An 11,925-nucleotide genomic window follows, 5' to 3' on the forward strand; every position below is an offset into this window, starting at 1 on the left:
GGGCCGCCCGCAGGCCGGGTTCTCGTCAAAGTTAACGCCGGCCGGAAGGTATGGGTTACGCGGCTCTAATGTCGCGTGGTGTGTGTTAGACGCCGTTCTGCGCGTTGCGCCACCAGGTGCCCGGGGGAGTGGCCTGCAACTGCTCCGCCAACAGCTGGGCGGTCGGTGACGCACCCTGCAGCGCCTTCACCGACGACTCGATCCACGTGTCGATGTCCTGCGCCCCGCCGATCTGATACTGCCGCGCCTGCGCCAGGCACTCCAGCTTGTCAGCCTCCCGCGCGTACCGGGCCTCCGCCGTCTGCTGCGCCTCGAACTCGACAACGGCATCGCGGATCGGGCCGGCGACGATCTCCGGCAGGTCAACGGTCTGGTCCTTGATGATCCCCTCCGCCTCGGCGGCGGTGAGGTAGCGCCGCCCAAGGTGCGGGATGTCACCCGTCCGCGTCTCGGGAACATCGTGGTACAGGCCGAGCACGGCGGCACGATCAGCGTTGCCGCCCTCAGCCAGCGCGATCACGTGAGCCAGGTGACCCGTGCGGAACGAGTGCTCGGCAACCGACTCAAGGCGCCCCTGAACCCCGCCGACCGCCCATCCCGTACGCGGCACACTTTTCAGGTAGCCGACCTCGTACACGAAGACGGCGAGCGCGCAGTCAGGGTTCGTCATGCAGTTTCCTCCTGGGCAATGCGTGCGGCGAAGACGATGCGGTCCAACGCGCGATGGGTCAACGGGAATTCGGGGCCACTGGACAGCAACCGCTCAGCGCTGCCGGCGAGGCTGCCTGCCAGTTTGCGGTCACCAAGCAGCGCTCTGGGGTAGCGACGCACCAGCGATTCCACCGAGTACGCCGACAGGTCGATGTAGGGGTTGTCGCCGTGCAGCTGCACGGCCAGGTGCTCGAGGAGCGTCTTGACGTGCAACTGGGCTGGCGAAGCCTTCGCCATGAACTCGTCCGACGCGGCCTGTCCACCGGAAGCGACCCAGTAGCACCAGTACACGAGGTTCGCCATCTCCGCCCGGTCGTCCCCGGCGACCTGGGAGCCGATGAACGCCCGCAGCAGGTCCGGGTCACCCTGGCAGGCCCTCGCAACAGCCAACGACCGGTGTGTGACCCACCCGGACGGCCACGGATCACCCGAAACCTGCCTCAGCCCGGCCCGTTCAGTCTGCGCGAGCCAATCCCGGGTCTGGGTGCGCGTGTCACGAGACGACAGGAAGTACGCCTGCCTCCTCAGCAGCACACCACCGGCCGGATTGTCCGCCCCATCGCGCAATGCGTCGTAGAAGTGCGCCTGCTCTGCCGGGCGGAACGTGGGGGAGTGGTCGTCGCCGACCAGATCCTTCAACGCGACCGGTGGGGCGCCCGTCAGCGGCCACGCAACCAGGTCGAACAACTCCCGGGTGCCGACAACACCGGCCAGGAGCCACCGGGCGGGGTCCGAGCCGGCCCACACGTCCGCCAGGAACCCGTCAGCGTCCATCGCTGTCTCCAGCAGCTGCACACCGCCGGTCTCAGCGCCGCCACGGAGCAGTTCCCGCCCGATCATCCGCACCGTGTGTGCCCTGGCGTTGCCCAGCGGCCGTTTTCCGGTCTCCCACGACTTCACCGTGTCCGGATCGACGCCGAGGTTCTCCGCGAACGACTCCCGAGACGCCCCGGTCCCGTCGCGCAGGGCACGCAGGACCCTGCCAGCGACCACCCCGCCACCCGGGGTGGGACTGGCAGTCCCCACTGCGGACCCGTTTGCGCCGTTGAGGCGCTTCCCCGGCCCTGAACGTGGACTCACAGTCACTCCCCGTCGAAAACGTATACCCGTAGCGTTCAGCATAAGTCAGATGTAGCGCCGAAGTGTCAAGGCGAGGACTCGGAGAGCGACGGGTCGTTGGGCTTGACCCCACAGCCACAGCAGCCAATCTTCCTGGCACCCGATGACTGGGTGGGGCCGCGGTCGTAGAGCTGACACCGCGGCTTCACCCGCCCCACAGGACGGCTCGTCGGAGGAGCAGGACATCCCATGGACCTGGACGCACTGACCAGCAAGCCTCAGACCCGCGCCGAGCTCGACCAGGCCCTCCTGGCGCTGACGTCGACGTTCGTGGATCTCGCTGGGGGAGTGGTGGCGTTCGCACGCGACGCGGAAACCCGCCTCGGTGTCGACCCGACGGTTCTGTCACCGATCTACGAGACCGTGAAGGCTCTCGCGGACGTGTCAGACGGATTCCAGCAAGGCCGGCAGATGCTCCGCACCATGCACGACGATGCCGGCGACGCCACCAGAGCCGCGTAGCTCCCGGTCAGCCATCGCCTGGCGGGTGGCTGCGGGTATCGCGTGGGCTCTCATTGGCTTGCTGGCGGTCGTCGCGCTCCGGCTCTACGCCTAGCCGACACGGCGTAATTCGACACGATCAGGCATCCCGCCAGCCCATACTTCGGCATGGACGACATGGGGAAATCAATGGGTGAGCACGAGCCGACCGAGCCAGAAGGGTGGACCCGGCCCGGGAACGCCGACGAGATACGCGCTCGGGAGTACGCGGATAGCGGCGACTGGCCGGCTGCGCAGACGTTCGCGTCGCTCCACCTGGGCGGCCTGTTGCAGCGGGTGCTGTTCGCCATGACGAACCCGCCCGAGGACGAAGACGACCTCGACGAGGGCGACGAGGGCGACCCCGACGTGCGCTACGCCGACTACCTCACCGGAGAGAAAGCGCAGCCCGAGGACGCAGAGGAGGAGCCGCCGCCCAACTTCGTTGACGACCGGCACACGATCATCGTCGTCGACGAGGTCGAGATCGAAGGGCGCGAAGGCAACCCGAACGAGCTTGGCGTCGCGTGCTGGACGGTCAAAGCTCCGGGGGCCGGGTCCGCTACCAGGGGTGGAGGGGATCGGGCTTGGCGTCACGAGAAGAAGGCGCCGAAGCTGCCGAAGCGCCTGTACGTGATCGAGCACCCTGCCGACTGCCCGTTTCCGGTGTGCCCGGTCGAATACTTCGTGGATGCACACGGCGCCCATGACGCGGTGGAAGGCTTGGCCGAACTCCGGCAGGGTCGCTACAGGCTGCTCCACGAGGAGTACCGCGACGACACAGGCGGTTGGGAACGCCTGACGATTCAGCAGGCAGTTGACGGGGGCGAGCGATGACGACCAGGAAGAAGGTCATCCTCGCGGTGGTGTTGCTGGCCATCTGCGCGGCTGTGGTGTCGGCGGCGTGGCCGGAGCGGCATTCGTTCCGGGTCGTGGACTGCGATCCGCCCGCCTGCACCCATCTTCAGGGTGACTGACTCCCCCTAAAGATGATCTTGCAAAACACCACCCCTGATACAACAGAACTTGGATTCTGTTGCATACGTTTGAGCGGTGGAACCGACCTCTGAGAGCGCCCTCGTACCCGTCGTGCAGCACAGCCTGCAGCCGGCTACGCGTCACACCGCCACCTACCTGGACCCGCTCGTAGACCCGTACGCGGACGACCTCAAGCACGTCGTCGGCGAATGGCTCCTGTCACTCCCATCAGACCCCACACGTGAGGTGTACTCGCGCGAGCTGCGCAAGTTCATCGCCTGGCTCAAGGGCGAGGCACCCAACGTGGGCGTCCTCAACGTGCACAGGACCGCGATCGACGCCTACCGCCGGCACTTGATCGTCAGCCCGAAGGTGTCGACCGCCAGCGCCAAGAAGGCGATCACCGTCCTGCGGAGCTTCTACGACTACTGCGCCAGCGCCGACTACATCGACAAGGACCCGGCCGCGAAGGTGAAGCCGCCCACAGTCCAGCCCATCGGGAAGACGCCAGGAGTGTCCCAGGCGGACGGCGGCGCTGTGCTCCAAGCCGCCCGCAAGGACGGGCCCCGCACGTACGCCCTGGTCCTGCTGCTCGCCGCCACCGGAGTTCGGATCAGCGAAGCCCTCAGCATGAGGCTGGAAGGCCTCCAGCAGCACCACAACCACGAGGACGGCCGCACCTACTGGCGGATCATGGTCGAGCGGAAGCGCAACAAGGACGACTGGGTGACCATCCCGGACGGCGTCCGCAACGCGATCCTGGCCATGGCCGAGCACGAGGGCCGCACCGAGGGGTGGATGTTCAGGACCAAGAACGGCACGCCGATGGACCGGGTGTCAGCGTGGAAGAAGCTGAGGGCCATCGGCGTCGACGAAGCCTCCATGGCGAAGCTCTCCCCCCACATGATGCGCGTCGCCGCAATCACCACCGCGGCCGCGAACGGCGTGGCGGAACGGAGAATCCAGCAGATGGCAGCGCACGCCAACTTCGACACGACCGCGCGCTACATCCGGGAGGCGTCGGCCGACGCCAACTCCCCCACCCACGTCCTCGACGTCATCTGGCGCACCGCCGAGGCCAACGCCAGGACGGCAGCCGACGCCCGCCTCGACGGCGGCGCTACCCTCCGCATGCCCCACCCACCCAAGGAGAACGAGTGACCGACACCTCCGACTTGAAGCCTGCCGAACTGTTCCAGCTGGGTCGCGACGTCGACCGCATCATCGAGAGCTCCGAACACCACGCCAGGAACTACTACGACTTCCAGAACGGCGCGGAGTACGCCGCCACACTCGCCGCGCTCCTCCACGAGCTCATCGAGCAGGGCGACGTCAGCACGATGCTCCTGGCCGTCAACAAGTTCGGCGAGGTCTGCCACGACATTCGCGAGACGGACGAGAAGCGCAGGGCGCGGAACGAGGCGGCGTACGCCGAGGCTGTGCGCCGCCACGAGCTCGCCATCAAGGTTGACTGTCCGTACTGCGGGTCAGCGGCCGGAACGGTGTGCCGGACCAAGGGGCCGAACGGCAGCAGCGGGCCCAAGGGTGTCCACGACCACGCCGACCGCTACCGAGCGGCTACCAGCGGCCAATCGCAGCCAAATTAGCCGCCGCTGCTCCCAGTTGTTCGAGCGTTCGACCGTTCGACCGTTCGAGTCTCAGTTGAGGAGTCCCCGGCGGCGCCGCTTCAACGGGATCGGCTCGTACAGCGCCAGCAGCGCCGCCTCCGCCCGGTCCGGCGACGAGACACCACGGGCCCGCATCGACTTCTTCGACTCCACCACCGTGTACCCCTGCGCGTTGTTGCCCAGCTTCGGCAGGGACATCTGCACCTTGCACGTCTGATCCACCCGCAGCCGGAGCCGCCCGAACCCGGTCGAGGGGTCAGGCTGCATCAGGAACCGGCCGGCGAGCCACAGTTCGTCCCGCTTCCGGTACGGCCGCATCACCGCACCCTCGTCCTCGAGCTCGCACGACTCCGACACCATGACGTTGACGATCTCCGCCTTGTGCCGGTCGTTCTTGCCCCACCGCTGCAGGTTCCCGACCACACCCCAGCCGAGACCGTTCCCGTCGACCTTCACCCGGACCTTCGCCTCAGTGCCGAGCGCGTCGGCGAGCTTCTGCGCCCGGTCGATCTGGTCGAGCACCTTCTCCCCCACCACCACCGGATCCGCGTTCTGCGCCCCGGACGAGGAGTGGACCTGGTGCACGACGTCACCGATCGCGCGGTAGACGGCGAACTCGTCCCCGCCGTCTGCGGCGACGTCGACACCGAGGCGGATCCACGCGCCACGCTTCACCGTGAACGTGTCCGTCTCATCGGCCAGGCCGAGATCACACGGCCGGACGTAGCCTTCGCCGGTTGGGTCCTCGGCGAGCTCGGCGGCCTCCACCCACGACGCCGGCATGACCTGGTTCCCGGTGCCCTTCGGGAACTCCGCCATCACCTTCGCGACGATGTACGGGTGGGAGTCCCGCGCCGCCTCGGCGACCTCGTGCAGTGGCGCGTCCGCTGGGACGATCACGCCGTAGTCCCGCAGCGTCCGGTTCAGCCAGTCCCGGTCCGGCAGGTGCGACGGCACACCCCCGGCGATGGTGTGCCCGTCGATGTTCGGCACACACGCCCGGCAGACCGGTGTCGGCTCCCCGGTGATGCCGGGCGAGTCCAGCGCCGAAATGCGAATGGCCCGGGTAGTCGGCTCCTCCCCCGACTCCCCCTCCAGCGTCACCTTCTCGAACCACGACCCTTGCGTGTCCATGGCCGGGTTACCGATCGCCAACAGTTTCGCGTCACCGGTCAGCAGGTTGTTCGTGCCGGCGCCGATGAGCGGTGCGATACCGCCGGCCTCGTCGACGACCAGCAGCAGACGAGGGGTCCCGTGAACCCCTTGCATCGCAGCCTCGTCATGTTCAGGGGCGGTGAAGCCGTACGCAATGCGGACGTCGTTGCCGTACTGGTCCTTGGCCTTCCACTGCACCTGGTCGGTCTCGCCCCCGTGGATGTTCCCCTTCGCCACGGCCGTCTTGATGTGCGGCCACAGCTGGTTGCTGACCTGCCGCATCCGGGTCGCAGTCGTCACGATGACCATGGAACCGACAGGGTTCACCGCGCCCGCCCACGCGACCATCCGGCCGGCGAGATAGGTCTTACCGACGCCGAACGCGGCGGGGACGACAACACGCTTGATGCCGGGGATGGCGATGGCGTCGATGACCTGCTTCTGCAGCCCCCACAGAGTCTCGCCGAGGACGTCTTCGACGAACCCGGACGGTGTGTCATGCCATAGGCCGTAGAGGCTGCCGGTGACGCGCTGCGCCTCCTGCAGGATGAACGCCATCTCCCCCGGCTTGATGGACGTCAGGAAGCTCCGCCGGGCCGGGACGGGAGCTGCCAGTAGGTCGGAGACGATCCGGGCCGCCTCGCGGGACTTCACGCCCTGGCGGCCGGTGACGTCGCGGGCCGCTGCCGCCGGCGCCGTGGGTTGGGCTAGTCCCAGCATCCGTTGTCGCAGCGGGGCGCGGTCGCGTCAGCGAGGAACAGCGGGCCGGGCATCCCGCAGGCCGTGGTGTCCTCACCGCCGGGGCTGCGTCTGTGCTGGTGGGCGTCGTTCGCCGGCCACCAACGCAGCGCGGGATGGTTCGGGGCGAGCTTCGCCGCCGCCTCCAACGGCGAAGCCGCCCTCTCCGGGGAGTGTTCCCCCATCGAACCAATTGGGAAGCGGCGGTCTTGCACCTCGAGCTCGCAGGCGACGAGGGTGAAGCGAACACCGGGCGCGGAGCCGCGGTCGATGCGGACTTCGATCGGGTCGTCGGCGCTGATGGCCCACGGGAGGGGCACGCCGTCAAGGGTGAGGGAAACGTTCTCGTCGGCGTCGCGCTCGAGAACGATCCGGTCAGGCACGGTGGGTTTGGCCATGGCCCCGGTGGTACGCGGAGCCATGGCCTAACGTCGCGCGGTCAGTCTTCGAGCGCGTACTTCCGGTGCTCGGCCTCAGCGATGCGGGCATGGCGCCGCGCGAAGAACCGCTCCCAGCTGTTCTGCGGCGGCCACGTGGGGCGGGTCAGGAAGTTCAAGAACCGGTTCGCGGCCACCGCGAGTACCACGGCCAGGCCGACGAGGATCGCGATGGTTGTGTCCCTCGCGGTCACGTCGGCGTTGCTCAGTAGGACGAACTCGGCCGCGACGACGGCGGCGAGGACTAGCAGTGTTCGGACCATAGCGGGGTCCCCCTCTTTCTCTATCCCGCGTCCGCGACGCGGTGGTCTATCTCGATCGGCGGCAGCCGCTTGCCGTCCTTGGAGTCCAAGTCGACGGCTTGTACTGCCTCGGCGACGATGTCGTAGACGCGGCCAGCGATCGCGCGCATGTCCTCGGGCCAGTTCGCGAGGACACCGCCCCGGCTTCCGTCTCCGAGGGTGACGAGCAGGTCGACGAGGTCTGGCCCGGACACGCGGCCGCGGACCATCGTGGAGTCCTCCTGGTCAACTTGTGCCCCGGCACAGCACCTCGCTCTCTTGGTGATGAAGTGCCAGGTGTCGGTGTCACAGATGATTTCGACGCGGGAGACGCCGGCCGCCTTCTGCAGGATCCGGTCGCGGCTCCTGCCGTACCTCCGGCCCGGACTCCTCCGCTGCAGCTTCGCAAGAACACTCATCTTGGTCTCCTCAGTTCCATCGTCCGAACTGCGTTGAGCCGGCGCGTGCCTCGTCGGAGGCGTACTGCCCGCCGATGTTGTCGATGCGATCCGCCCAGACACCCTGGGCGAGGGTGCCGAGACTCTTGATCTCGGTAGCGGCCTCACCGAGCGCAAGGGACAGGAAGTCGCCGCCGTCGAGCCGCTGCTCCCCCATGCGGACGAACAGGTCCCGCAGGGCAACCGTGTCCGCGTCGGTGGTGTCCTCGCCGTCCGCGGCCATCTCCATGACGATGCCTGCCTCCCACGAGCCGGGGCGGCCGGCCACGAGGTACCACGGATGGTAGAGCCGCTTCGCAGCCATGTGGAGCGCGTCGGCGATGACGTCGCCGACGATCCGATTCTCCCGCGCCACTTTCACGATCTGCGCGGTCATCTCCTTGGCGAGAGCGTCCCGCTCAGCCTGGACCCGCTCCTTCCGGTAGCCGTCCATGAACATCCACAGGAGGCTGAACAGCTGGGAGGGGTTGAGGTCGAGCGCGAAGGGTTCCTGGCCGGCGACCTCCACGACAATCCGGCCAGACGGGTTGCCTTCACCTGCCCGGTCGTCGGGAACCGCACCCGCCCACTTCATGGCGTGTTCGGCGATCGAGTCGCGTAGCCCCTCGGTCATCGTGGGCCTCTCAGTAGTCGATGTGGATGAGGTCGACCGCGGAGTCCATCGCTTCGCGGGTCGGGCGGGAGTAGATCCGGGTCGTGTTGATGTCGGCGTGCCCCATCAGTTCGGCGATGAGGACGACGTCGACTCCGGCGCGGGTCAGGAGCGTTCCGAACGTGTGCCGCAGAACGTGCGGCGCCAGGGCGGGCACGCCAGCCGCGCGGCCGATCTGCTGCACGGCGTGGTGCACCGACCGTGGGGCGAGCCGCTGCCCCTCACGGGCGAGGAACAGGGCCGACTCACTGTCGGCGTTCGTCCAGGACGGACGGTGCGCCAGCCAGCGGCGGGTGGCGTTCTGGGTCTGGGGGTTCATCGGCACCGTGCGCGGCCGGTCCCCCTTCCCCGCCCGGACGTGCACCTCTCCCTTCCGCTCGGTGACCCACACGTCGTCAAGGTCGAGCGCGGCGAGCTCGGAGACGCGCAGTCCGGTGCCGACAAGCGTCGCGGCGATCGCCAGGTCACGCGGCCCGCGACGCTCCGCCGCCCGCATCACATCCCGCGTCTGGTCCTCGGACAGAGCCTTCGGCGCGTGCTGCTCCCTGCTGTTGACAGCCATCGGCACGTCAGGCTTCTCCAGCCCGAGCATCGTGAACAGGTTGGAGATGGCGGTGAGCGCCGAGTTGACCGTCTTTGGGGCGGCGTTCTTTTCGGCGAGGAGGTAGCGCCGGTAGTCCCGGACGGCGTAGTCCCGCACGTGCCGGTCTGTCAGAAGGTCAGCCGGGTCGTGCTTGTCCTGGCCGGCGAGCCAGTCAGCGAATGCGCGCACCTGGCCTTCGTACGCCCGCTTGGAGGAGTCGGCGAGGCCGGTGCGGTGCAGTCGTACGGCCCATCCGTCGACGGCGGCGGAGAGCGGGTCGAGGTCGGTAGCGGTCATCCCTGGGCCTCCTGGCGATCGGTTGCCCGGCACTAACGGCAACGCCGCCACGATGGTAAGCAGGCGCACCGACAGGTCTACCGGCAACACACGGGTAGCTGACCTGCCAAGAGACACAGCTATCGGCAACACGCGGCTCAGGTTCGTGTGAGTGCTCGGTATAGACCGCGGCTCACCTTTTCGATGCGCTCACGCTTCCAGAGGTCGTAGGTCGTGACCTGGACCTCCATCTTGGGATCGTTCCGACCGAGCGCCTGTAGCTCGGACCAGATTTCTATGGGCCGCATCGGCTGCCCATGTCGTTCCAGGACCCATTCGATGGCCCTGGTTCGTTCGAGGCTCGCTACGTCGGCAGTTTCGTCACCAGCCGAACCCATGTCCCCGATCAGTCGTTCGAGGCGGGCAAGGGTTGTCGCAAGTTCTGCCTTGATTGCTTGGAGGTCTTCGAGTTCAGTCACGCATCATAGGGTACAACGTTGATACCACTATTCTCGGCTAGAGCGGTCTGGGGCCTCGGCGGCGGCGCCACCACGACCTGCGCGCCCTCTTCTCGTTCTCCTCGCGAAGCTGCTCCTGAGTGCGTTCCTGCTCACGATCCAGCACGTCCGCACTCCACTTCCACAGCTCGCGCACTCGCCTGGAGCCATGCTCCCCGCAATAGCTGGTACCGGTGACCATCACGAGGGCGGGCTCAAGCTCATCGTGGCCGAGGCACGTGGCGCAGTACAGCGGTTGGCCCGTCCTGATGGGGGTGGGGTTGGCCGTCGTCATCCCGGCAACCTAGGAGGCGTATGGGCGGGATGTCATCTGCCCAGACGGTGGAGAACGACGTAGCTGCCTTCTTCGTGGACGATGCGGTAGCCGGCGTGCTTGAGGTCGAGCACCCGCTTCTGCTGATCCTCGACCGAGCCGAACGGGTACGAGATGTTCCCGGTGTCAGCGACCACCCACGGGGCTCCGTGGGGTCTTGGCTCCCACAGCAGCACCGTCGCCCGGCTGGTCAGGGCCGGACCGAGCCGGTTCGCTACCTCCACGAGCGCGCCGTCCGGCACCACGTCGACCGCTGCCCTCGCCGCCTCGATCGTGGCCTGGTCACCTCGGTAGAAGGACGGCTCGACGAGCTGGCCGAAGTAGTTCTGCGGCGTCAACGCGAGCGACATCCCGCAGACCGCCGCCGCCCACACAAGCCCGACCGTCCGGCCCTCTCCCCCGTTGCGCTTCTGCACCCACCGCTGGAACCGGGCAGCGCCGTCCACGGCCGCGCAGATGACGATGACGATGATGAACGCGTTGTACTGGTAGTCGTCGGTCCACCAGAACGGCCGGTCCGACAGCATCCGCTCCAGGATCAGCGGCACGGCGGGCAGGATCAGCGGCGACAGAAGGCAGGCGACCGCGAGCGGCCCGGCCAGCCCGAGCATGGTGTCGACCTTCACGTCCGGGTCGATGAGGGTGGACAGCACCAGCCCCGGATCCGTGACCATGGTCTTCACCAGGCCGGTGACGCTCGTGCCGAGATGATTGAACGTCCAGTGCGTGGCCGGGTCACCACCCACTGCCGGCGTCAAGATGTAGCGGATCAGTGCGATGGCTCCGACACCTCCGGCGACGAAGCCGGCGCCGTACCGCCACCGCCGGGTCGCGAGCAGGTAGCAGCCGAACCCCGCCACCAGCAGCCCCATGTCTTCCTTGACCAGGAGCAGGGCGGCGGCCGCGAGCGCCCCGTGCCACGCCTTGCCGCGCTCGAACCGCTCGATCGTCACCGCTGTGAGGATGGGCACGAACGCCACCTCGTGGAAGTCGAACCCGGCAGCCTGGGCGACGGCGCCGGAGGACGCGTACGCCACGACGACCAGATACGCCGCCGTCGTGCCGAGCTTCGCGCGGGTGAACAGCCAGAGCGGGGGGATCGCGGCCGCGAGCAGCAGCGATTGGGCGAGGATCAGGGTCACGGGCCCGTCGTGGAGCCAGTACAGCGGCGCGAGCACGGCGAGGATCGGTGAGAAGTGGTCGGCGAGCTGGAGCGCGTCCAGGCCGAGGCCGCGGTAGACGCCGACGGCGGGGACCGTGGGCGGCCCGAAGCCGGCGTAGCCGCGTACGGCCTGGTCGAAGATGACCAGATCGAACGTGGTGGCCCGGAACGTCCGCAGCTTGACCAAGCCGAGTACGGCGTACGCCGCTGCCGCGAGCGCCGCCATGAGTGCGACGTCGATCTTGTGTCGTACGGCCGGTGCGAGTTCGGTCCGCCTGTGTGTCGTGGCGCGCTCTTGGAGCGCCACGTTCCCCCGTGTGTCCATCGTGGGGATAAACGCGCACCGCGCAAGATCGGTTACGCGGGGCTACCTCAGTTGATCACGCCGGATCCAGCCAAACCCCTTGCGGTTAATTCGTTTATTGCGGATACTGCG

General features: G+C 67.8%; 15 protein-coding genes. 5 read left to right on the plus strand and 10 right to left on the minus strand.

Going from position 1 to position 11,925, the window contains the following annotated elements; genetic code table 11:
• Window positions 1–85: 85 nt before the first annotated feature.
• Together ABN028_RS19315 and ABN028_RS19320 are read right to left on the minus strand one after the other, a co-directional pair.
• The gene (locus ABN028_RS19315; protein ID WP_349697538.1) at window positions 86–670 is read right to left on the minus strand and encodes an HD domain-containing protein; all 585 of its coding nucleotides are present in this window, start codon (window positions 668–670) and stop codon (window positions 86–88) included.
• On the minus strand, window positions 667–1,704 hold the full coding sequence (locus ABN028_RS19320; protein ID WP_349697539.1) for a helix-turn-helix domain-containing protein: 1,038 nt from the start codon (window positions 1,702–1,704) through the stop codon (window positions 667–669). The genes ABN028_RS19315 and ABN028_RS19320 overlap by 4 nt, the downstream gene beginning before the upstream one ends.
• A 315-nt stretch (window positions 1,705–2,019) precedes the next feature.
• Here ABN028_RS19320 and ABN028_RS19325 point away from each other — a divergent pair, with 315 nt between their 5' ends.
• The 5 genes from ABN028_RS19325 (at window position 2,020) to ABN028_RS19345 (ending at window position 4,895) form a co-directional block, all read left to right on the plus strand.
• On the plus strand, window positions 2,020–2,292 hold the full coding sequence (locus ABN028_RS19325; protein WP_349697540.1) for a hypothetical protein: 273 nt from the start codon (window positions 2,020–2,022) through the stop codon (window positions 2,290–2,292).
• Window positions 2,293–2,460: 168 nt separating this feature from the next.
• Entirely contained in the window at window positions 2,461–3,147 is a 687-nt protein-coding gene (locus ABN028_RS19330) for a hypothetical protein (RefSeq protein WP_349697541.1), read from the plus strand.
• Window positions 3,144–3,287, plus strand: a complete 144-nt coding sequence (locus ABN028_RS19335) for a hypothetical protein (protein ID WP_349697542.1) — start codon at window positions 3,144–3,146, stop codon at window positions 3,285–3,287. Before ABN028_RS19330 ends, ABN028_RS19335 begins: the two co-directional genes overlap by 4 nt.
• A 76-nt stretch (window positions 3,288–3,363) precedes the next feature.
• Window positions 3,364–4,449 (plus strand): tyrosine-type recombinase/integrase, encoded by a 1,086-nt coding sequence (locus tag ABN028_RS19340; protein ID WP_349697543.1) that lies wholly within the window; start codon window positions 3,364–3,366, stop codon window positions 4,447–4,449.
• Entirely contained in the window at window positions 4,446–4,895 is a 450-nt protein-coding gene (locus ABN028_RS19345; protein WP_349697544.1) for a zinc finger domain-containing protein, read from the plus strand. The genes ABN028_RS19340 and ABN028_RS19345 overlap by 4 nt, the downstream gene beginning before the upstream one ends.
• Window positions 4,896–4,946: 51 nt before the next feature.
• Here ABN028_RS19345 and ABN028_RS19350 read toward each other — a convergent pair whose 3' ends face one another.
• The 8 genes from ABN028_RS19350 to ABN028_RS19385 form a co-directional block, all read right to left on the minus strand.
• Window positions 4,947–6,791, minus strand: a complete 1,845-nt coding sequence (locus ABN028_RS19350; RefSeq protein ID WP_349697545.1) for a hypothetical protein — start codon at window positions 6,789–6,791, stop codon at window positions 4,947–4,949.
• Entirely contained in the window at window positions 6,779–7,207 is a 429-nt protein-coding gene (locus ABN028_RS19355) for a hypothetical protein (RefSeq protein WP_349697546.1), read from the minus strand. Before ABN028_RS19355 ends, ABN028_RS19350 begins: the two co-directional genes overlap by 13 nt.
• 41 nt (window positions 7,208–7,248) lie before the next feature.
• Window positions 7,249–7,509, minus strand: a complete 261-nt coding sequence (locus ABN028_RS19360; protein ID WP_349697547.1) for a hypothetical protein — start codon at window positions 7,507–7,509, stop codon at window positions 7,249–7,251.
• Window positions 7,510–7,529: 20 nt separating this feature from the next.
• Window positions 7,530–7,946 (minus strand): hypothetical protein, encoded by a 417-nt coding sequence (locus tag ABN028_RS19365; RefSeq protein WP_349697548.1) that lies wholly within the window; start codon window positions 7,944–7,946, stop codon window positions 7,530–7,532.
• Window positions 7,947–7,956: 10 nt separating this feature from the next.
• Window positions 7,957–8,598 carry a hypothetical protein gene (locus ABN028_RS19370; protein WP_349697549.1) on the minus strand — a complete coding sequence of 214 codons (642 nt, stop codon included), beginning with the start codon at window positions 8,596–8,598 and terminating at the stop codon, window positions 7,957–7,959.
• 10 nt (window positions 8,599–8,608) lie between these two features.
• A complete protein-coding gene (locus ABN028_RS19375; RefSeq protein WP_349697550.1) occupies window positions 8,609–9,517 on the minus strand; it encodes a tyrosine-type recombinase/integrase in 909 nt (302 codons plus the stop codon).
• 137 nt (window positions 9,518–9,654) lie between these two features.
• Complete coding sequence (locus ABN028_RS19380) at window positions 9,655–9,975, minus strand: hypothetical protein (RefSeq protein ID WP_349697551.1); 321 nt, start codon at window positions 9,973–9,975, stop codon at window positions 9,655–9,657.
• Between the two features lie 345 nt (window positions 9,976–10,320).
• Window positions 10,321–11,796, minus strand: coding sequence for a DUF2079 domain-containing protein (locus tag ABN028_RS19385; protein WP_349697552.1), 1,476 nt, complete (start codon window positions 11,794–11,796; stop codon window positions 10,321–10,323).
• Window positions 11,797–11,925 lie beyond the last annotated feature (129 nt).

The sequence above is a fragment of the Actinopolymorpha sp. B17G11 genome, assembly GCF_040196095.1.
Classification (GTDB): Bacteria; Actinomycetota; Actinomycetes; order Propionibacteriales; family Actinopolymorphaceae; genus Thermasporomyces.